The 20,522-nt window shown below is 60.1% G+C and carries 20 protein-coding genes, 4 tRNA genes and 1 pseudogene; 5 read left to right on the top strand and 20 right to left on the bottom strand.

What is annotated here, in order from left to right; genetic code table 11:
* Positions 1–111 precede the first annotated feature (111 nt).
* Genes MA884_RS16580 through MA884_RS16590 form a run of 3 tightly spaced genes read left to right on the top strand, consistent with a single transcriptional unit; the run spans position 112 to position 2,394 of the window.
* Positions 112–1,335 (top strand): type II and III secretion system protein family protein, encoded by a 1,224-nt coding sequence (locus MA884_RS16580; protein ID WP_256231523.1) that lies wholly within the window; start codon positions 112–114, stop codon positions 1,333–1,335.
* Positions 1,336–1,391: 56 nt separating this feature from the next.
* Positions 1,392–2,102 carry a tetratricopeptide repeat protein gene (locus tag MA884_RS16585; RefSeq protein ID WP_256231524.1) on the top strand — a complete coding sequence of 237 codons (711 nt, stop codon included), beginning with the start codon at positions 1,392–1,394 and terminating at the stop codon, positions 2,100–2,102.
* Positions 2,103–2,124: 22 nt separating this feature from the next.
* Positions 2,125–2,394 carry a DUF3613 domain-containing protein gene (locus MA884_RS16590; RefSeq protein WP_256231525.1) on the top strand — a complete coding sequence of 90 codons (270 nt, stop codon included), beginning with the start codon at positions 2,125–2,127 and terminating at the stop codon, positions 2,392–2,394.
* A 456-nt stretch (positions 2,395–2,850) separates the two neighbouring features.
* On the opposite strand, the gene MA884_RS16595 is transcribed toward MA884_RS16590, so the two are convergent.
* The 12 genes from MA884_RS16595 to MA884_RS16650 all read right to left on the bottom strand — a co-directional run bounded on the left by MA884_RS16595 (position 2,851) and on the right by MA884_RS16650 (position 13,135).
* Positions 2,851–3,816: a type II secretion system F family protein gene (locus tag MA884_RS16595; RefSeq protein WP_256231526.1), complete on the bottom strand. Its 966-nt coding sequence runs from the start codon at positions 3,814–3,816 to the stop codon at positions 2,851–2,853.
* 27 nt (positions 3,817–3,843) lie between these two features.
* The gene (locus tag MA884_RS16600) at positions 3,844–4,830 is read right to left on the bottom strand and encodes a type II secretion system F family protein (RefSeq protein ID WP_256231527.1); all 987 of its coding nucleotides are present in this window, start codon (positions 4,828–4,830) and stop codon (positions 3,844–3,846) included.
* Positions 4,827–6,260, bottom strand: a complete 1,434-nt coding sequence (locus MA884_RS16605) for a CpaF family protein (protein ID WP_256231528.1) — start codon at positions 6,258–6,260, stop codon at positions 4,827–4,829. The genes MA884_RS16600 and MA884_RS16605 overlap by 4 nt, the downstream gene beginning before the upstream one ends.
* A gap of 3 nt (positions 6,261–6,263) precedes the next feature.
* The gene (locus MA884_RS16610) at positions 6,264–7,484 is read right to left on the bottom strand and encodes an AAA family ATPase (protein ID WP_256231529.1); all 1,221 of its coding nucleotides are present in this window, start codon (positions 7,482–7,484) and stop codon (positions 6,264–6,266) included.
* Positions 7,478–7,972, bottom strand: a complete 495-nt coding sequence (locus MA884_RS16615; RefSeq protein ID WP_256231530.1) for a TadE family protein — start codon at positions 7,970–7,972, stop codon at positions 7,478–7,480. The genes MA884_RS16610 and MA884_RS16615 overlap by 7 nt, the downstream gene beginning before the upstream one ends.
* Entirely contained in the window at positions 7,972–8,451 is a 480-nt protein-coding gene (locus tag MA884_RS16620; RefSeq protein ID WP_256231531.1) for a TadE/TadG family type IV pilus assembly protein, read from the bottom strand. Before MA884_RS16620 ends, MA884_RS16615 begins: the two co-directional genes overlap by 1 nt.
* Before the next feature lie 8 nt (positions 8,452–8,459).
* Positions 8,460–9,797, bottom strand: coding sequence for a TadE/TadG family type IV pilus assembly protein (locus MA884_RS16625; protein ID WP_305519094.1), 1,338 nt, complete (start codon positions 9,795–9,797; stop codon positions 8,460–8,462).
* 77 nt (positions 9,798–9,874) lie between these two features.
* Positions 9,875–10,687, bottom strand: coding sequence for a Flp pilus assembly protein CpaB (gene cpaB, locus MA884_RS16630; protein ID WP_256231532.1), 813 nt, complete (start codon positions 10,685–10,687; stop codon positions 9,875–9,877).
* Between the two features lie 15 nt (positions 10,688–10,702).
* A complete protein-coding gene (locus MA884_RS16635) occupies positions 10,703–12,031 on the bottom strand; it encodes an AAA family ATPase (protein ID WP_256231533.1) in 1,329 nt (442 codons plus the stop codon).
* A 2-nt stretch (positions 12,032–12,033) separates the two neighbouring features.
* Positions 12,034–12,564: a prepilin peptidase gene (locus MA884_RS16640; RefSeq protein ID WP_256231534.1), complete on the bottom strand. Its 531-nt coding sequence runs from the start codon at positions 12,562–12,564 to the stop codon at positions 12,034–12,036.
* A gap of 26 nt (positions 12,565–12,590) precedes the next feature.
* Positions 12,591–12,785, bottom strand: coding sequence for a Flp family type IVb pilin (locus MA884_RS16645; RefSeq protein WP_256231535.1), 195 nt, complete (start codon positions 12,783–12,785; stop codon positions 12,591–12,593).
* A gap of 155 nt (positions 12,786–12,940) precedes the next feature.
* Positions 12,941–13,135: a Flp family type IVb pilin gene (locus tag MA884_RS16650; protein WP_008070254.1), complete on the bottom strand. Its 195-nt coding sequence runs from the start codon at positions 13,133–13,135 to the stop codon at positions 12,941–12,943.
* Positions 13,136–13,427: 292 nt separating this feature from the next.
* Between MA884_RS16650 and MA884_RS16655 the strand changes: the two genes are divergently transcribed.
* Positions 13,428–14,297, top strand: coding sequence for a DNA-binding response regulator (locus MA884_RS16655; RefSeq protein WP_256231536.1), 870 nt, complete (start codon positions 13,428–13,430; stop codon positions 14,295–14,297).
* A gap of 58 nt (positions 14,298–14,355) precedes the next feature.
* On the opposite strand, the gene MA884_RS16660 is transcribed toward MA884_RS16655, so the two are convergent.
* The 4 genes from MA884_RS16660 to MA884_RS16675 all read right to left on the bottom strand — a co-directional run bounded on the left by MA884_RS16660 (position 14,356) and on the right by MA884_RS16675 (position 14,769).
* A tRNA-Gly gene (locus MA884_RS16660) sits at positions 14,356–14,431 on the bottom strand.
* Positions 14,432–14,434: 3 nt separating this feature from the next.
* A tRNA-Glu gene (locus MA884_RS16665) sits at positions 14,435–14,510 on the bottom strand.
* Positions 14,511–14,615: 105 nt separating this feature from the next.
* Positions 14,616–14,691: transfer RNA gene (locus MA884_RS16670), tRNA-Gly, on the bottom strand.
* Positions 14,692–14,693: 2 nt separating this feature from the next.
* A tRNA-Glu gene (locus MA884_RS16675) sits at positions 14,694–14,769 on the bottom strand.
* Between the two features lie 371 nt (positions 14,770–15,140).
* Between MA884_RS16675 and MA884_RS16680 the strand changes: the two genes are divergently transcribed.
* Positions 15,141–15,899: a hypothetical protein gene (locus MA884_RS16680; RefSeq protein WP_256231537.1), complete on the top strand. Its 759-nt coding sequence runs from the start codon at positions 15,141–15,143 to the stop codon at positions 15,897–15,899.
* A 79-nt stretch (positions 15,900–15,978) separates the two neighbouring features.
* On the opposite strand, the gene MA884_RS28065 is transcribed toward MA884_RS16680, so the two are convergent.
* The 4 genes and pseudogenes from MA884_RS28065 to MA884_RS16695 form a co-directional block, all read right to left on the bottom strand.
* Entirely contained in the window at positions 15,979–16,860 is an 882-nt protein-coding gene (locus MA884_RS28065; RefSeq protein WP_371134785.1) for a methyl-accepting chemotaxis protein, read from the bottom strand.
* A pseudogene (locus MA884_RS28070) lies at positions 16,840–17,946 on the bottom strand (HAMP domain-containing protein); the annotation flags it as partial. The gene MA884_RS28065 and the pseudogene MA884_RS28070, both read right to left, overlap by 21 nt.
* A gap of 110 nt (positions 17,947–18,056) precedes the next feature.
* Positions 18,057–19,454: a PLP-dependent aminotransferase family protein gene (locus MA884_RS16690; protein WP_256231539.1), complete on the bottom strand. Its 1,398-nt coding sequence runs from the start codon at positions 19,452–19,454 to the stop codon at positions 18,057–18,059.
* Between the two features lie 206 nt (positions 19,455–19,660).
* A complete protein-coding gene (locus tag MA884_RS16695) occupies positions 19,661–20,422 on the bottom strand; it encodes an SDR family oxidoreductase (RefSeq protein ID WP_256231540.1) in 762 nt (253 codons plus the stop codon).
* Positions 20,423–20,522: the final 100 nt, after the last annotated feature.

The raw sequence follows: 20,522 nt of genomic DNA on the forward strand, positions 1-20,522 counted from the left end.
CTCACCGCAGCCGCTCGATGAACGGGTGAAATACAAGGGGCAGCCCGGGCCCCTTAAGTGATCCGAGGCATCTGGTAAGCCTAGGACGGCCTCTCTGTCGAGGATCACTTCATGAGCTATCGTACCCTGCCCGCGTTAAAGCAATTGATTCATGGTCTGTTCTGGATGGGCCTAGGCCTGGAAGCGGCCCAGGCCGCCACGGCAAATTGTGCTCAGTTGGACAATTTGCCAGCGACCTTCGAGGTTGGCCAAGGGCTCCAGAACGAACTGCGTATCCTGGCCCCCGTAACGAAGCTGGCGGTGGGCGACCCGAAGATTGCCGACGTACAGCCCAGCGGCAGCGATGCCTTCATTCTCACGGGCCTGGCGCCCGGTGCCACCAGCCTGATGGTCTGGACGGCATGTTCAAAAATCCCCCGCCAGAGCATGATCTTCGTCAAAGGCAGGGCCACTACAGCACTGACCAGCGCAGCGAACGTCCCCTCCGAAGACCCTATGCTGCTCGCCCAGGTGCAGACCGACATCCGTTTCGTCGAAGTCAGCCGGACCAAGCTCAAGGAAGCCTCAACCTCTATTTTCGGTAGCCGTGGCAACTTCCTGTTCGGCGCGCCGAGAACCCTGCCCACCATCGGTGGCGTGGTCCGGCCGTCATTGCCGGTCAATAACGACATGTTCAACCTGTCCTTCGCCACCGGACAAACCCTGCTGATGATCAATGCGCTGGAAGGCAGCGGCTTCGCCTACACCCTGGCGCGGCCGAGTCTGGTGGCCCTGAGCGGGCAAAGCGCGAGCTTCCTGGCCGGCGGCGAAGTGCCAATCCCGGTGCCCAGCGCCGGCAGCGACAACGTGTCCATCGAGTACAAGGAATTCGGGATTCGTCTGACCTTGACGCCCACCGTCATCGGAACAAACCGCATCATGCTCAAGGTGGCACCGGAAGTCAGTGAACTGGACTTCACCAACGCGGTGAACATCGCCGGCACGCTGGTTCCGGCGCTCACCGTACGCCGTACCGATACCAGTATCGCCCTGGCCGATGGCGAAAGCTTCGTCATCAGCGGCCTGATCAGTACGCGTAACGCCTCCCAGGTGAACAAATTGCCAGGGTTAGGTGATATTCCGATTCTCGGCGCGTTCTTTCGCGATAACTCCATCAATCGTGAAGAACGCGAGCTGCTGATGATCGTCACGCCGCACCTGGTCCAACCCCTGGCCGCCGACGCACAACTGCCCACGTTGCCGGGCGAACAGCTGCGCAATTACGACCCCAGTTTCTACCGCATGTACTTCCTCGAAAACGGCGAGTTCGACAACCGTAACGGGCTGTCCCAATGAGCCGGCGCCTGAAGTGCAAGCATCCACGTGTTCAACCTGATACGAGGGGACATTCAATGAAAGCGGTGATCGCGATAGCCGCAACGGTGCTGCTGGTCGGCTGCGCCAGCAATGGCGTGGCTTCACGCCCGGCCAGTTGTGCCAAGCCCGGATCCGATCAGGAACTGGCGCTGAACCTGGCCGATGACATGGCCAATGATGGTCGTTTGTACGCCAGCCTGGCGAACCTTGAAGGTCTGCCGGAGGATCTGGTCCAGGTCCGCCTGCGCAAGGCGCGCGTGCTGCGCCTGATGGGACGTAACGAAGCAGAGCCGTTGTACCAGAGCCTGCTCGGCACTTGCCTGGCCGCCGATGGCGAGCATGGCCTCGGCCAGTTGGCTGCCGCCAGACATGATCATGCTGGCGCCACCGAACACCTTGAGCGCGCGGTGAAAATGTCCCCCACCGAAGGGAAAATCCGCAATGACCTGGGGGTTGTCTATCTCAATCAGCGACGGATCCCTGAAGCCCGCTTCGAGTTCATGACCGCCATGGAGCTCAGACAGTCAGACTCACTGGCCGCCTTCAACATGGTGACGCTGCTGATTTACCAGGACAACTGGAAGCAGGCAGCCGAACTCGCAAATATGGCCAACCTGAGCCCTAAACAAGTGGCCGATGCTCAAGCCCGGGCGGAAAAAATCAGAGGCTCGACCCCTACCGGGGTGACGTCACCCGCGAACCGTTTGACCGATATGGCCGACGCTTCATCCGATGCGGTCAAGTAGAGCCTTACGAGGAGTCCAAGAGATGAAAACCAGACAACTGTTGATCGTGTGCATGACTTGCCTGTCCACCACCGCCTGGGCCATTGAACCTGGCCCCTCTTCGGCCGCGCAACAGGGCACGGAGAGCTGGATGCAGTTGCAGATTCGCGGGGTGGTGGCCTCAACTCACCTGCAAACCGCCTCGGCCAGCGAACGCGAACTGGCCATGCAGCGCTGGCTCAATAGTTTCAATTACCCGATCCCGGAATTCTTCGAACAGGACTCGGGAGGGGAAATCACCAGCAGCAACTGACACACAGTGGAAAACCAATAGATCGCAGCCTTCGACAATCCCTACATCCGATCCGGGGTAGGCATTGTCGAAGGCTGCGATCTTTTGGTTTGCCTTGCATCAGGTCGAGCGCCCCTGTTTGTGGCGAGGGATCTATCCCCGTTGGGTTGCCCCACCCAGGAAGCACATCCCCATTCAAACTGAGTCTTGCGCGGGGCCGGCCAGTGGGTGACATACCGTATCCTGGTTTTCAGGACCGCTACGCGGCCCAACGGGGTAGTGTTCGGTTGGGTATGGACTTTGAGAGGGTGACCTTTGTGTGCCCGGCTGGGTGTTGGCTTTCAGGCAGTCATCATCGTGGCGAGGGAGCTTGCTCCCGCTCGGCTGCGTAGCAGCCGCAAAACGGGGCCGCTGCGCTGCTCGAGCGGGAGCAGGCTCCCTCGCCACAGGCTTGTCCAGATGGGGTCGTACGCGCCTCTACATATTTCCAAAGGCCCTGAACACACCAATCATGGCGGGGCCGATGGCGACCAGGAAGAAGCTTGGCCAGAGGCAGAAAATCAGCGGAAAGATCAGCTTGGTGCCGATTTTGGCGCCCATTTCCTCCGCCGCCTGGGTGCGCCGGTCACGAAACTCATCGGCGTAGATGCGCAGGGTGTCGGCCACGCTGGTGCCGAAGCGGATGCTCTGGGCCAACAGGCTGACCAGGCCCTGGATATCGTCCAGGCCGGTGCGCAGGGCCAGTTGCTTGAGAGCATCGGTGCTGGTGATACCGGCGCGGATCTGCGCGTTCACCAGAGCCAGCTCTTCGGCCAGCTCAACCTGGCTGACCGACATCTCTTCAGCCACCCGTTCTATGGTGGTGGGCAGGGCCAGGCCTGACTCGACGCACACCACCATCAGGTCCAGCGCATCGGGAAATGCCGCCCGCAGCCGGGCTTGTCGCGCCTGTTTGCGCTTGCCGACGTAAAGCGCCGGCAGCAGCCATCCAATACCCGCCATCAGCGTCGCCACCAGCAAACCGACAATCAGGGACACCTTGATCAGCGGCAGTAGCAGCAACGTAACGCCAAGCAGCAGCAACGGCAGCATCAGGCGCACGGCCCAGTACATCTGCACCGCCGAGGCGGAACGGTAGCCGGCGTGTGTGAGCAGGGTCAGGGTGGCGCTGGCCTGGGTCGGGTCAGTCGCTGCGAAACGCTGGCCGACCCGTTCCAGCAAGAGTTGCAGGTTACCTGGCGCCTCCTGCCCTTGCGTGCTGCCGGAATACCCCCGTTTGATCAACGCCAGGCGCCGTTGCACCGGGTCCTGCAGGCCCAGCATCAGCAGGATCATGGCGACGACCGCCAGTACCGTACTGAGGCCGATCACGGCGATGAACAACAGCCGTGCCGCCTCCTCGTTTCCCGTAAACCGACTGAACAACCCGAGCAGAAAATCCATGACTGATACCTCTCGCCGCAAGGGCGCTTAAACCTGGATCCGGATGATTTTTCGTATCCAGAGAATCCCGAGCAACATGGCGCAGAACGCGCCGATGATCAGCTTGTGACCTATAGGGTCATTGATCAGCACCGGCATATAGCTGGGGCTGGTGAGCACAATGGCGATCGCCAGCACGAAGGGGATCGCCACCAGTACCCAGGCCGACATGCGCCCTTCCGCCGACAGGGTCCGGATCTTGCGCTGGAAGCGGAAGCGCCCGCGGATCAAGCGGCTCAGGCGCTCCAGTACTTCGGTCAGATTGCCACCGGTTTCGCGGTGGATAAGTATGGAGGTCACCAGCATCATCACCGTCATGCTCGGCATGCGTTCCAGGAGGCCGAGCATGGCCCGGCGCACATCGTTGCCATAGTTGATGTCGGCGAAGGTCATGCCGAACTCCTGGGCGACCGGGCCCTTATGCTCCTCGGCGACCAGACGCAGGGTTTCGTTGAACGGGTGCCCGGCGCGCAAGGCCCGGCACATGGCGTCCAGTGCATCCGGCAAACCTTCCTCGAAGGCGGCGAAACGCTTGTTACGGTCACGCATGATTTTCAGCACCGGCAGCCAGGTCACCGCAAAGGCCACCAGCAGCGCCATCCACCATACCGGCCAGAACATCAGCACCACGGCACCGGCCGCCACGCCCAGGGCCAGCCCGAGCACCATCACCCGATAAGCCCGGTATTCGTGGCCGGCCTGCTCGATCAACTGAGTCAGGTTGGCCATGAACGGCAACTGTTCAAGCCGGGCTTCCAGGGGTGACAGGCGCGTCAGGTACTTCTGCCGCAATACGGTCTGCATGTTGGGCAGATGGTTGGCTTTCTCCAGCACATGCAGGCGCCCACGGATGCGCTTGCGCATTTTGCCGGCCTCGCCGAACACCGGCACCACCACGCCTTGGGACAGAAGGAAGACGGCGATGAACACCATGGCGAGAAAAATCAGGATGAACTCACTGGGGATGTTGTTCATGACGACCGGGCCTCCATCCACTCAGGGCGGAACAGGGTCAGCGGCAACTCGATGCCGCGCCTGGCCAACACATCGCGAAAGGCCGGGATCATGCCGCTGGGCCGATAATCCCCCAGCACCTCGCCGTTTTCACCGATGCCTTGGCGCGAAAAGGAGAAAATTTCGGTCATGGTGATGATCTCTCCTTCCATGCCATTGATCTCCTGCATGCTCACCACCCGTCGTTTGCCGTCTTCTTGACGCTCCAGTTGGATCACCACATCGATGGCGGAGGCAATTTGTTGACGCATGGCCTTGATCGGAAAAGTTGCGCCGGTCATCGACACCATGTTCTCGATTCGCCCCAACGCATCACGCGCTGTATTGGCGTGGATCGTGGTCAGGGAGCCGTCGTGACCGGTGTTCATGGCGGTGAGCATGTCCAGCGCTTCAGCGCCGCGCACTTCGCCGATGACAATGCGGTCCGGTCGCATCCGCAGGCTGTTGCGCACCAGCTCCCGCTGACTCACCTCGCCGCGCCCCTCGATGTTCGAAGGACGGGTTTCCAGGCGTACCACGTGAGGTTGCTGCAGCTGCAGTTCGGCCGAATCCTCGATGGTGACGATGCGTTCGTTGTGGGGGATGAAACTGGACAGCACGTTGAGCATGGTGGTCTTGCCGCTGCCGGTGCCGCCGGAAATCAGCACGTTCAAGCGCCCACGGACAATCGCCTTGAGCAACAAGGCAATGGCCGGGGTCATGGTGCCAACCTGGATCAGGCTGTCGGTATTGAGCAGGTCGATCGCAAAGCGACGGATCGACATGCTCGGACCGTCGATGGCCAGTGGCGGGATGATTGCGTTGACCCGTGAGCCGTCCTTGAGACGGGCATCCACCAGAGGTGACGACTCATCGATACGCCGCCCCAGGCTGGAGACGATGCGATCAATGATGTTCAGCAAATGCTGGTCGTCGCGAAAGCGCACGTCGGTTCTTTGCAGCTTGCCGAAGCGTTCGACATAGACCGAGGCAAAACCGTTGACCAGGATATCGGACACGCTATGGTCGGCCAGCAATGGTTCCAAAGGCCCCAGACCGAGCACTTCGTCGGTGATCTGCTTGATGATCAACTGACGGCTGGCAGAGCTTACCGGCGCCGAATGCTCATCGAGCAAACGCAGGCAGATATCACGTATCTGCCTCGTGGCTTCGGCCTGCTCGAGAGAGTCGAGCAAGGACAGGTCCATGACCTTGAGCAGCTGCTGGTAGATTTTTTCTCGCCACTGGGCCTCCACCGGGGTCACCTGGCTTCGGGTTTCGTAGAGCACGTCGGGGATGGCATGCTCCCAGGCCATCAATTGCTGGGTGGGATCCGGCAGGCTGTCGCCAGCCAGCTCAATGGCAGGTTTACCGGACTGTTTACGCAAGCGGTTGCGGAAGTCGCTGATCATGGGTCACCCCCCGAAAAAACGGTTGAAGGCACGTTTGAGCAGGCCTTTGTCTGCGGCCATCTGGTGACCGACCAGGTCTTCGGTCAAATCGCGCAGGGCAACGGTGATGGCCGCCCTCGGCGCATGCAGCCCCAACGGCACGCCAGTGTTCTGACTCTGGCTGACCAGGTTGAAGTCATTGGGTAATTTCGACAGGTTGGTGCACCGCAGGGCTTCTGCGACATCCTTGAGGCTGACCGCGGCCGCCTTGTCATAGCGGTTGACCACTATCTGCAACTGGTCCCCGCGCACGCCCAGGTCCTCGCGAAGGATCCGCACCAGCGCGCTGGCATCGCGCAGATGGCTGACGCTTTGTTGAACCACCACGTAGACCCGGTCGACCTGCTCCAGCACGGAACCGGTGAGGTGGTCGATCTGGCGCGGCAGGTCCACTACCACCCAGTCATAGCTGGCACGGGCCAGTTGCAACAGGGCGTCGAGTTGTTCCGGCTGAGCGTCCTGTGGCAGGCACAACTCACCGCTGCGGCCACCCAGCACGTGCAGGGTCGGACTGAAGTGACTGCAAAAACCCCGCAGGGCAATGCTGTCCAGGTCCTCGACCTGTTGCAGCACTTGCAGATGGCTATGGGACTGGGCGACATCCAGGTAATGGGTCACGCTGCCAAATTGCAGGTCCATATCCAGCAACAGGGTGGTACCTGCCTGGGCGCTGAGTTGCTGGGCCAGGTTGCAGGCCACCAGGGTTGCGCCGGAACCACCCTTGGCGCTGATCACGGCGACCAGTTTGCCCTCGGCGCCTTGACCGACGCGGACCTCCGCAACCAGACGATTCAAGGCGGCCACCAGTTCCGTCTCGGCGAAAGGTTCAGGCAGCACGTCCCGGGCGCCGGCCTGCATCGCCAAGCGCATGCCTTCCTGCTCGCCCATCAGACCGCACACCAGCATCGGTGGACGCTCATGGGCCGGACGCTGCAGCAACGCCGCCAACTCTTCGCGCCACAAGTGACTAACCCGCAACAGCAGCAGGTCGGGCATCCGCTCCAGGCCGTAGAGCGGATCGACATGGCCGTTGCTCACCAGACGTGTGCTCACTTCCAGGCAAGGCATGCGCTGGCAGACACATTGCAAATCACGCAGGGACGAAGCGTCACGACTGCTGATCAGTAGCCGCAGCCCGGGTTTGCCGGTGATGGTGGAGAGTGGAGTTTCCCTGGTATTCAGCATGGTGTGATCTCCCCGGAATCGGAATGACGCCCAAGGCTTTCGCGTGGCAACGTCGCCCGGAACGCGGGCAAGGTAATGGGCACGCCAAACCCGGGAATGAACAGATTGAAAACGAAGTTCTGCACGCTCAACTGGACGTAGCGGATCGCGCGAAATCCGTTGGCGCTGACCGTGTCGGCGGGGTTCGCCACCACCGCGCCGTTCACATCCAGATAGGTCAGCGCCAGGTTCGAGGTGGCGAGGCTGCTGATCAGTTGACTGGTGCCTGCGTCCGTCGCGGCGTTGAAGATGGCCCGGCGCAACACCACCGGATCGTTGATATTGCACACCGCCGCCAGGCGCGCGCCGCGCCGCGCCGCTTCATCCAAGGCGCTGGCAGTGAAGTACAGCCGGCCCATCTCCACCACACCAAACAGCAGGATGAACACCAGCAGGCCAACGAAGGCGAACTCCACGATATAGGTGCCTTGCATGTGCTTGTTGTTCATCACAACGCCCTCATGACGGTGGTCGCGACCAGCGGGATACCCAGCGCAATGGCACTGCCGAAAAAACCGGGAATTGTTCCGCCGCAATTGCCCGCTCCAATCACCGGGCAAAAGGTGTAGGTGATGGTGACACGCACATGGTCAACACCCACCGCCGCGACCTCCACGTTAGCCGTGGTCAAGCCGGCCACCACAGCGGCGCCGGCCTGGCTCGGGGTGCCATACACCGCGACGTTTTTCGTCTGGGTCTGCAGCGTGTTGTTCAGGGTGATGCTGCCCAGGGTGGTATTCCAGGCCTGGCCGGCGACGAATCGATTGGCATCACGACTGGCCTGTAGCAGCACGTTGTATTGGAAGAGCATGCGGCCGAACTCGCCAAAAGCCAGCAACAGCAGCAACAACAACGGCAATACCAGGGTGAATTCCACCAGCGCCACGCCTTTCTGGGCCTGCGCTGGTTTGAAATGGGCAAGTCTCATGACGCCTCCTACGAGTCGGTGCTCGGAGTGCCGCTGCCGTTGAGATAGGTTTTGTAGAGCTGAATGATCTGCGGGCCGGTATCGCTGACCGGCGTGGGGCCGGGCACATTATCGCCTTCGCATTCCTGGACGAACTGGCCAAAGATGATGGAGTCCGAACCTCCGCCATTAACCGGCTGCACAACGAAATAGCAGCCAAAACCCAGGACGGGAATCGAGGTAGAACCGCTCAGTTTGCCGGTGCAGTCACCGATCACGATCTTGAGCATCCGCCGTTCGAAAACCCCGTTGCCCTCGCAGCCATTGCCAGCTCCGGCCACACAGGCGGCGACCGTTGTTCGCCAGTCGTTGTAGTCCAGAATTGCCTCGCCGCCGGCCGTGAGATCGCCGTTGCTCGAAGTAATGGGCTGTCCTTTGTATTGCGCCTGGGAGAGCGAATCGTCATAGGTCATCGCCGGGTTGCTCGAAGTGGTGACCAGGTCGGGTGGATAGTCCGAAGAACTGACCGGGCCGTTATAGATACCGAATCGCGTGTTCAAGCCCTGGGACGTCGGGCCGGCTTTGTTGCCCGGCGCGGTCTGGACGTTGTCCCCGACACTGCGGCAGACCGAACCCCCGCCCGCCAGGTCTTCGCGCACTGCGCTGCCGCCGGAGCCGAAATCGAGCAGTTGGAAATTGCCCGGGCCGATGGGCGAAGTGTTGCCCGCCGCCGTCTTCAGCACCGTCAGGTCGCCAAAGCGGTAACTCCAGAAATTCCCGGCAGCGGGGTCGTATTGGCTGGTGTCGCCGCAGACCATCAAGGGCGCAAGATCACACGGAGCCGTCGGGCTGGGGCCTGCGGTGGCGAGCGCCGCCACGGCCTTATTGCCCAGACCGGCACTGCCCATCGCTTGCACGAAACTCCAGAAAAAACCGCTCAAGCGATAACTGGACACCGACACTCGCACGTATTTGGCATCCGCAGGCCCAGGATAGGAGAACGGGCCATAAACGCTGCTGGCCAGCTCCACCACGGCGAACGCACCCGGGTTGCCGGCGACAGCGGTTGCCAATTCAGCGTTGCCTGCCGCGTCGGCATTTCGTGTCAGCGTGTCCAGGGCGGCGGCCCGAGTCGTGCTGGCCATGTTGAGACCGCCCGTCACCTGGCTCAGGGTCTTGGCGCCGCTCAGGGCGGCGGCATCCACGGCATTCTGCAGGCGGGTCTTGTTCAGTAGCATGTGTCCGCCATCCAGGGCCAATGCCGCCATCATGGAAATCGCCATTAACGCGATCACCATCAATACACTCACTGCTCCTTCCTGGCGCCGAAACGTCGCAGTGACAGGCTGCCGGATACTGGGATTCATGATCGAGCCCTCGTTTGCCGACGCGTGAGGATCGGCATCGCCATGGCCGAAGGGGCCAGGCATTTTTCTACGCGTTTTCAGCGAACGTTGACGACACTGCTTTCGATTCCACGGATCACCGTGATCCCGCTGCCCTGCGCTTTGGGGCTGCGCTGCACCACGGGCCTGGGCATCGCTGCGGGTGCCACCGCCATCACCGGAGCAGGAGGGGGCGCCACGACCACGGTTTTTTTCTCCAGGTTCAGCGGGTTACGCAAGGCCAGTTGTAACTTGCCTTCAGTCTGCGCAGTCACCAGCGCCTCGGCTTCAGTGGCCGACATTTCCAGCGTCACGGCCCGTACCACCACCGGCTGGGTCTTGTCGGTGCCCGCCGTCTGATCCACCGCCAGCACCCGCAGGTTTTCAAGGATGGTCCGGGACACGGCGTTGTTACTGCCGGCGCTGGTGGTCTTGGTTGCCAGCACGTCGACCCGGTTCCCGGGCAACAGGAACCCACCCACACCGACCACATCATCGACCCGTACCGATATGGCGCGTTTGTCAGGATCGATCAGAGACGCCAGGGTGCTGCCACCCAGGTGCTCACTCAGACGCGCACCCCGGACGATGTCTCCGCGCAGAATGTCGAACGTCGCGATCTTGCCCACCGCCTGTTCGCTGGAATCAAAGGCATCGTCCGGGATCGTATCCATGGGCATGCGCACGGTCGTGACCTGTTGGGCCTCGACCATCTGCCCGAAAGGAATTGGCACGGTGGCTACCACCACGCTTCGCAAGTGGTCATCGGGTTTGGCGTTAAGTCGTGCGCTCAGCCAGGAGTCAGCCATCCATGCGGCCCCCAGGCCCATTACCAGGGAAACGCCAATCAGCGAAAGCGTACGAGAGCTCATGTCGGTATCTCCGATTCAAAGGAAGTCGAGCTGAACGAAGTAGTTGTGCCAGGCCCATTCCAACTCTTGCGGCAACAAAGGGCCTGATCCGCCCAGGTAACGCTGGCGGTCGAGCGCCATGTTCAACAAGTCACGGGGATGGCAAGGCACCAGCGGCATGCCTTCGCCTGCATAAAGCTGCTGCAGCACATAGCGCACCAGCGACGGATCATGGGGAATGCCCAGGCGTTCGCACTCCTGGCGCCAGATGCGTTCGTATTCTTCGGGCTTGAGATAACCGAATTGCACCTTGTAGCCAATGCGGCGCAGAAAGGCCTCGTCAGCCAGTTCCAGGGGGTTGAGGTTGGTGGAAAACACCAGGACCAGATCGAACGGCAACTCGCAATGGCGACCACCGCCCAGGTTGATGAAGTCGCGCTTTTCTTCCATTGGTACGATCCAGCGGTTGAGCAGCTCGGCCGGGGCCATGCGCTGGCGGCCCATGTCATCGATGATGAACAGGCCGTTGCTGGCCTTGAGTTGCAATGCGGCCTGGTACTGGCGGGTAAAGGGGTCGTAGCGAACATCCAGCTGTTCCATGTTCAACTCCCCGCCCGTGATGACGATCGGGCGTTTGCAGCACAACAACCGACGGTCGATGCCTTCATTGAGCATCAGATTGTTCGATTGGCTCTTGTCATCCAGGCGCTGATGCACCTGTGGGTCGTAGATCTCGATCACCGACTCGTTGATGACGATCGCATGGGGCACCCAGATGGCCTCGGCGAACAGCCGGATAAGACGACTGCTGACGTATGTCTTACCAGTGCCCGCCGGGCCGTAAATCATGATCGCCCGCCCGGAATTCAACGCCACGCCCAACTGATCGAGCATGCCTTGCGACAGCACCATGCCGGCTAGGGCACGTTGCATGTCGGTGGCGGTAATACGCCCATGGTGAATGGTCTGGATCTTGATCAGGGATCGATAGCTACTCACCGGAAAAGGTGCCGCACCGATATAACCACTGCGAGCCAGGGCATCGCGGGCGGCACTGCGGCCACGTTCGGTCAAGCTGTAACGCAAGGCCTGTACGCTCGTCTGCCCGAGCTGGCCGAGTACTTCGACCCGACCGTCCTTGCGCAGGAACGCCAGGACTTCTTCCAGTACCGCACCGGTCAGCGCCATGCGCTCCACCAGCCGTGGCAGGTCCAACACCCCGGCGTCGTGCAGATGCTTGCAGACCAGCTCGCCGAGAAAACTGTCGCTCAGGCCAGTGTCTTGAATCGTGCATGGCTGAGGTGCCAGGCGTTGCACCGCTTCCCGTTCACTGGGGTAGGCATCACTATCGTTGATGACGTGCATGACTAGACTCCCCAGCCGTCGGCAACCAGCTGCCAGTAGACGCTGTTCAAGGTGCCGATCAGGATCGCGATCGAATAAGGAAAAGGTTTGCCGGCCACTTCATCCGCAGTAGGCGCCAGGTAAGCCTGGGCCCGCACGATCAACCAGTAACGCTGGAGGGTCTGGAGCAACTGACCGCGGGCCAGCACGATCAGGAAACCGCACACGCCACCGGCAATCAGGCTGAACAGCGCAGCCCACAAGGCGTAATGAACCGGCAGGAAACTGCCCACCATGGCCATCAACTTGACGTCACCGGCCGCCATGCCGCCCACCGCATACATGGGTAAAAACAGCGCGAAACAGATCAGCATCCCCAGCAGGCTGTCACCCGTTCCGCTGATCCCGCCTATATAAGTCTGACCGGCCAAGCCCAAGGCCAGGCCTAACAGGACCAGCGTGTTGGGGATGCGGTGGCGAAGCAAATCGCTCACCACCGCCACGCCTAGCAGTCCCAGCAGCAGTACCGTCGACACCAGCAATTCCATGGACATGGCGCGTCTCCCTGTTGCAGTTATCGTTAGCAGGCCACGTTACCGTTGACGGCCTGGCACAGCGCACGGATCTTGGTGTCCACCGCGCCGCCGAGAAGGACGAAGGCTGCCGCCACCAACACGGTGATCAAACCACCCGCTACGGCGTATTCAACAATGGTCAGGCCGTCTTCATCTTTGGCGAACCGGCTGATCGCAGTTCTTATTGTGTGCAGAGTCATTTTCTTCACCTCAACGTTGAGAAAGGCTGTACCGCCATGAACTTAGTTGTCGGGGACAACGCCAAGTCCATTTGAATTATTCGTTGTACTCACAGCAAAAGAGTCGCAAGCGACGATTCCGTAAACATTGCCGTGTCCCCGCGCAGTTGTTGCTATCAGCAGGCGACGTTGCCGTTGACGGCCTGGCACAGCGCGCGGATTTTGGTATTCACGGCACCGCCCAGAAGAACGAAGGCGGCGGCCACCAACACCGTAATCAACCCACCGGCCACGGCGTATTCCACAATGGTCAGGCCGTCTTCATCTTTGGCGAACTTCAGCACCGAAGCCTTGATTGTTTGAAGAGTCATTTTGCGCACCTCATCAGGGTTGTTTTCAGGGGCAGTACTTTTGCAACTGCCTGATGCAACCCTAGTCAGCGGGTGGGGATAGCCGTTAGGAGGATTTTGCGTATCGCTAGGATTATTTTGCGCGGGGGGCCAGGCATATATTGCAATTGCAACTCGCAATGATTTGCGCTCTGCCGTTTTTGAACTTGCGGCGCTTTAAAAAAAGCTTTTTATAAAAAATTATTCGGCGAAGTGATGGCACATTGGCAATACTGCTAGCTTAAGAGCAGTAGTACCGCTGAGTGGTAGGCACATGACGCCGAATCTGACCAGAAAGCCAAAGCTGTTGTGGTTCGATCTGACTCACGATCGGTCCACCCCGGAACTTGTCAGCCAGTTCGAGGACTCTTGCGACTGTACCCAGGCAAAAGACGCCCTGCTGCCCGGCGGGGAACAGGCAGACATGATCTGCATCCACTTCGATCGCCCGGACACGCCGGGCCTGAGGCGGTTACTGGAGATCAAGCACACCGTTCCCGCCACACCCATTACCATGTTCACCGTGCAGCACTCTGAGGAACTGGCGGTATGGGCCATGCGCTCTAGCGTTTGGGAATACATGGTATTGCCCCTGTCGGCCACGGAGAGGAAGCGCTACCTGACGGCCCTGGTGCAATTATGCGAGCTACGTCGCCACACCAGTGGCCCGCGCAAGACTTCGCTGATCGACCACGCGCCAACCCTGCCGGACAGCATTCGTCTGACCTCCGGACACCAGAAACACCAGGCCCTGAGCCACATCATGCTGTACATCGACCAGCATTTTCGCGACAGCATCGATCAGCGGGACCTGGCCAAGCGATGCGGCATGACCACGTTTCGCTTCAGCCGTGTGTTCAAGGAAGCCAACGGGCTTGGCTTCACCGATTACGTGCTGAACAAACGCATGAGCTTTGCCAAGGAACTGCTCGACAATAGCCAGATGCCTATCACCAGCATCGGCTATGAGGCCGGTTTCAAGGATCCCTCCTACTTCGCCCGCGCCTTCAAGCAATACGCCAACTGCACACCCAGCGAATACCGCTTGGCTCGGCAGAAGCGGACAATGACTCCCGCGCCCGAGTCGCCGGAAGACGAGAGTGCAGACGTACTAGAGAGTCTGGTGGATAGCCTCGAAGGTTGAGATCGCTTTTTCACGGACGAAAAAAAACGCCGCTCAATGAGCGGCGTTTTTTTGAATTTGGAGCGGGAAACGAGACTCGAACTCGCGACCCCGACCTTGGCAAGGTCGTGCTCTACCAACTGAGCTATTCCCGCAAATGGCGTCCCCTAGGGGACTCGAACCCCTGTTACCGCCGTGAAAGGGCGGTGTCCTAGGCCACTAGACGAAGGGGACACGCTGCCCGGAACACATGGTGTGTGTTCCAGTGCCCAGATCCGTACCCGAAGATATCGGTTCTGGTTTCACTCAGCCCTGCCCGAAGGCAACGCTGTTTAAAATTGGAGCGGGAAACGAGACTCGAACTCGCGACCCCGACCTTGGCAAGGTCGTGCTCTACCAACTGAGCTATTCCCGCATTGGCGTCCCCTAGGGGACTCGAACCCCTGTTACCGCCGTGAAAGGGCGGTGTCCTAGGCCACTAGACGAAGGGGACACACGTACAACATTCACTGCTTATCGCGTTTGGCTAAGTGCTTTACGCTGTAAGTGGCGCGCATTCTATGGATGGATTGCTGGGTCGTCAACCCCCAGATATAAATTTATTTAAATCAATGACTTCGCCCGGTTTGAGGCCTGTTCGCACATTTTGCCCGCCTGGCCTCTGGCGCCTATATTCTGTCGTCCGCCAAGACGTTATAGTCGTGTCCGACAAATAGTGGCAATGTGCACCCACATTCGCCGCACGTTCATACACAGCGCAACGCCTGTCTAATCGCATCGCGCGGGCCTATGCGCTTAAAAGCCAAGCCACTACACTCTTGATATGCGAACCCCAATAAAGAGGTCTTACCGGTGACACCACTCATGATCACCCTGCTCGTCGTAGCCGGGATCGCACTGTTGATCGCCATTGGCTACATGAACCATGTGGTGGAAAACAACAAGCTGGAAAAGGCCCGTACCAAGGTTGAACTCAACGACCGTTTACGTCGTTGTGGCGAGCTCACCGAGACCTTCCCCGGACAACTGATGACCCCGGCCCTGAAGCTGTTGATCACGCGTCTTGAGATCAACGTCTGCCAACGCCTGCTGAACCTGGAGAAAACCAATACAGCGGTCAAGGCGCGCCTGGACGAACTGAATGCGCTGGCCGCCCAGGGCGAATCAATCCCGGTGAACAATCCACCGGCACCGATCCAGACTGAAGCCAAGGCCAAGGATGTGCGGTTTCTGCTCGAAGCCCTGCACGGTCAGATCACCCGCGCTGCCCAGGACGGTTTCCTGCCGCCCAACGAAGCCAAGCGCTGGATCCGCGAAGTGCGGCACATCCTGGTGCTGTTGCACATCGAGTTTTTCAACAACCTCGGCCAGCAAGCCTTGCAGCAGGAACAACCGGGACAGGCCCGCCTGGCGTTCGAACGTGGCGTGCAGTACCTGCGCAAGCAACAGGAACCACAGGTCTATGCCGAGCAACTGGCCTACCTGGAAAAACTCCTGGCCCGCGCCAACGCCATGGTTCTGGCCAGCACCCAACCCGTCGAAGGCGAAGTCAACCAGTTGACCGAAGGGCTGAAGGACGCCGAAGTAAACGACGAGTGGAAGAAGAAGAAGGTTTACGACTGATATTAGGGTTGGGCTCTCAAGCCTGACTCATCTGTGGCGAGGGGACTTATCCCCTCGCCCCAAGTGCTCCGTCGTCAGCTCACAACCTGAAATGCCCCACCATTCCCTTGAGCTCAACCCCCAGCTGCGCCAGCTCAATGCTCGACGCGGCATTGCCCTGCATCGCCAGGGAAGATTGATCGGCACTGGCGCGGATGCTGGTGACACTGCGGTTAATCTCTTCAGCTACCGAACTTTGTTGCTCGGCCGCCGCCGCGATCTGCTGGTTCATCTGCTGGATCAGCGACACCGCCGCCGCAATGCTCCCCAAGGCGCTTTCGGTTTGCAGTGCGTCACTGACCGCCATTTTCACCAGCTCGCCACTGCTCTGGATCTGCTGCACGGAGGTCTGGGCGGCTGAGCGCAAGGCGCTCACCAGTCGTTCGATTTCCTCGGTGGACTGTTGCGTGCGCTTGGCCAGGGCCCGCACTTCATCGGCCACCACCGCAAAGCCCCTGCCCTGCTCACCGGCCCTGGCGGCTTCGATGGCCGCATTGAGCGCCAGCAAGTTGGTCTGTTCAGCCACGCTCTTGATCACGCTCAACACTGTGCCAATGTTCTGGATCTCAGCGCTGAGGCTTTCAATACTGCTGCTGGCTGACGTGGCCGAATCGGCTAATTGTTCAATGCGCACCATGCTCTGGCGCACCACCTGCTGACCGCTTTCAACCTTATCGTCGGCGGTCTGGGCCGCCTGGGCCGCTTCCTCGGCATTACGTGCCACGTCGTGCACGGTGGCGGTCATCTGGTTCATGGCCGTGGCGACCTGCTCGGTCTCCTCCTTCTGGCTGCTGACTTCCAGGTTGGTCTGCTCGGTCACAGCCGACAGCGATTGGGCAGAGTTGGCCAACTGTTCGATACCGGCCTGCAAACCGCTGACGATACCGCTCAGGCCCGCCCCCATCTGTTGCATGGCGAGCATCAGTTGACCGATTTCATCCTGGCGCGTCACCTGCACCGTTGCGCTCAAGTCGCCCGAGGCAATCTTCTGTGCAACGCGGATGACACTGCGCAAAGGCCCGACGATCAGCCGCGTGATAACCCAGGCCGCAATCAGTCCCACCAGCAGCGCCAGGGCCGACGAGCCAATGATCAGCAGCGAATTCTTCTTCAATTCCGCCTGCATGGCACCGTCCTCGGCTGTGTAAGCCTGGTCAACCCGCTCCACTACCTGGGAGGCACGCTCATGCAGTTGCTGGTAAACGATTTTCTCCTGGGCCAGCAGACCGGTGTATTCAGCGAGTTTTTCGTTGAAACCGGCGATGTGCCCGGCCACTTCGTTAAGCACGGTCTGGTATCCCGGGTCCTTGACGGTGGTCTTGAGCACCTCGGCCTGCTTCATGGCTTGCTCGGCCTGTTCAATAGTGCCCTGCCCGGCGCCCTCGTCAGAGCCTTTACGGCTTTGGTCCAGGCGGACCCGCGCTTCGTTCATGGCCTGCAACATCAACCGTGACACTTCGCTGACCTGATTGGCCTGCTCAATGAATTCGGCGCCCTCCTTGCCTTCGGACTCTTTCAATGTATAGGCGCCATCATCCGCCAGCCCCGCTTGCAGCACATCCAGGTTGTTGGCAACGCTGGAGACTGACCAACTGGCCATTTCCAGTGCCAGGTCTTTGCTCTGGCTCAACTCGACGAATTCGTCGAACGCCTTGCGGTAAGCCGCCAGGGCCTGCTCCACGTCATTCATCACCGGCACATTGGCCGCCGATTGCGCCTTGAGTTCGTTGGCCTGGGCAATCAACCCGTCCACACCCAGCCGCAAGGCATCGACCGTTTTGGGGTCCGAGCGCAAGGCGTACTCCTGCTCAAGCAGCCGGACCTTGAGCAACCCGCTGTTGAGGGACGACATCTGCTTCAAACCATTGAAGCGATGGCTGATGGTTTGCAGGGACCAGACACCAATGGCCGCCACCACTGCGGTAAGCAGCAGCACCAGGAGAAACCCCAGACCCAGTTTTTTTGCCATACCCAAGTTGGCAAAACGTCTTTGCACGGCCGAAATCATTGCGCCCAGTCCCCTGCCAGTGTGTGTTGATTGCAGATTCGCAACGAGACGCCCTGTAGCACAAGATGCTGGCGTCGGAATAATGGCAAAAAGCTACAGCGCCGTCGCTTTCAGGACACTTGAGGTCGATCCAGAGCCGCGGCCCGGAAGAATGCCAGGGCCCTCGAATCGCTGGCGTGGGCCACGTTGATCCGTAGCCAGTCACTGTTAGCGCCCGAAGGGCTGAACGCTGTACGGGAAGAAAGCACTATGCCGAACCGCTTGGCCAGGCGCTGCAATGCAGCGTAGTCGCATAACGGTGGACGCGCCCAGATGAACAGCCCGCCAGCCGGTTTACCAAAAACCTCCCAATCCGCATCCTCCAGCACCTGCAACACCGCTGCCATATCGCCGCTCAAACGTTGCCGCTGACGCTGGACCAGTTTGCGATAGGCGCCATTGGCCAAGAGATTGGCCAGCACCGACTCACAGAACCGCGAACTGCCCATACTGGTGATGCCCTTGACCTCCCTCAGGCGGGCGATGACAGAAGAACCGGCCACCACGAAGCCGACCCGCAACGAGCTGCTCAGGGTTTTCGAGAAACTGCCCACGTACACCACGTCAGCATCCAGCGCTGCCAGCCGGGTCCGCGTCGAGCCCTGGAAGTCGGCATAGACATCATCTTCGACCACCAGAACGGCGTGTTTTTTCGCCACTTGCAGCAGTTGCTGAGCCACGACCGGGGCCAGGCTACTACCGGTCGGGTTGTGGCAGGCACTGTTGACGAACAGGGCACAGGGCCGGTGCGTCGCCAAGAGGTACTGAAGTGCCTCAACGTCCGGGCCGCGTGGGGTCCTGGGTAGTTCGATCATGTTGATTTTATGAAGTCTGAGCAGGTCAAACAGATTCGAGTAACCGGGGCTCTCCACCACCACGCAACAGCCAGGTTGAAGCAGTGTGCGCACAATCAGGTCCAGGCCGTGGGTCGCGCCCGTGGTGGTCAGAATCAGGTTTTTATCGGCTTCGATATTGAATTGTTTCAGACGCCTGGACAGTTGTTCGCGCAAAGCGGGCAGTCCCATCGGCGTGCTGTAATTGAACAACCCCGCCATATCGGTGCGGGTAACCTGGCGGATCGCATAGCCCAAGTCATCGCTTTCGCGCCAGCTTTCGGGCAGCCCCCCACCACCCAGTTTCAGCTCCCATTGCCAACTGTCGGTCAAATTATCCTGGTCCCCCCGCGCCTCTTCCTGCCAGCCTTGGTCGGTGGGTTCCTGCCCGGACGAAGGGAGCGGCGCGACAAAAAAACTCGAGCCATGGCGAGACGCCAATACGCCTTGCGCCACCAGGCGTTCACACGCTTCACTGACACTGGACTGGCTGAGCAGATTTTCCCGCGCCAGTTGGCGGATGGATGGCAGGCGAGTCCCCGGTTGAACCGCATCCTGTCGAATCCAGCCGGCCAGCGCATCGACAATTTGCTGTACGACAGGCACCAGGGCCTGCCGGTCGATTCTCAACTCCATGAGTAACCAAGCTCCTAAGCAACTGTTTTATCTCTGGAAACAGTTAAGCACAGGCTGCCTCCAGACGATGTACGACAACATCACCAAAACCGCCGATTCTCACCCTTTGAAACACATTGAGGGGCTTATACTGGGACTTTTTGACCTCCAAAGAAAAAGCCCACAACTAGTGCGGGCCTCGTCCTACGAGCTGATCGCAGCTTCCTTCAGAAAGCCGTGACACCGCCATCCACCGCCAGCGAATGACCGGTGGTGAAGGCCGCGCCATCGCTGCACAGGTACAGCACTGCGCTGGCGATTTCCTCGACCTTGCCGATCCGTCCTACCGGATGCATGGCGTTGGCGAACTCAGCTTTTTTTGGATCCGCTTCATAGGCACGGCGGAACATGTCGGTGTCGATCACCGCCGGGCAAACCGCGTTGACGCGGATTTTTTTCTTGGCGTATTCGATGGCCGCCGACTTGGTCAAGCCGATCACCGCGTGCTTGGACGCCGCATAGATACTCATCTTCGGCGCCGCCCCCAGGCCTGCCACCGAGGCGGTATTGACGATGGCACCACCCCCTTGGGCCAGCAGCAACGGCAACTGATATTTCATGCACAGCCAGACGCCCTTCACATTGACGCCCATGATTGCGTCGAATTCATCGAGGGTGCCATCAGCCAACTTGCCCTTTTCGATCTCGATCCCAGCGTTGTTGAAGGCGTAGTCAAGGCGGCCATAGGCATTGATCACTTCGTTCATCAGGTTCTGCACGTCGCTTTCCAGCGTTACGTCGCAGCGCACGAACACCGCTTCACCGCCCGCCTCGCGAATCGACTGCACGGTGCCTTCACCACCCGCTACGTCCAGGTCGGCCGCCACCACTTTCAGGCCTTCTGCCGCGAACGCCTGGGCCGTCGCACGGCCAATGCCCGCAGCTGCACCCGTGACCACGGCGACCTGTCCGGAAAACGTCATGCTCATTATCAATTCCTCGAAGAATGCGGGAGATGACGCCAGTCTAGTCACAGGTCCGAAGGACACGGCAGCACTATCCAATTGCCGTTTGGGTACTTATGGGCGC

The organism is Pseudomonas sp. Q11 (assembly GCF_024494355.1).
GTDB lineage: Bacteria > Pseudomonadota > Gammaproteobacteria > Pseudomonadales > Pseudomonadaceae > Aquipseudomonas > Aquipseudomonas hefeiensis.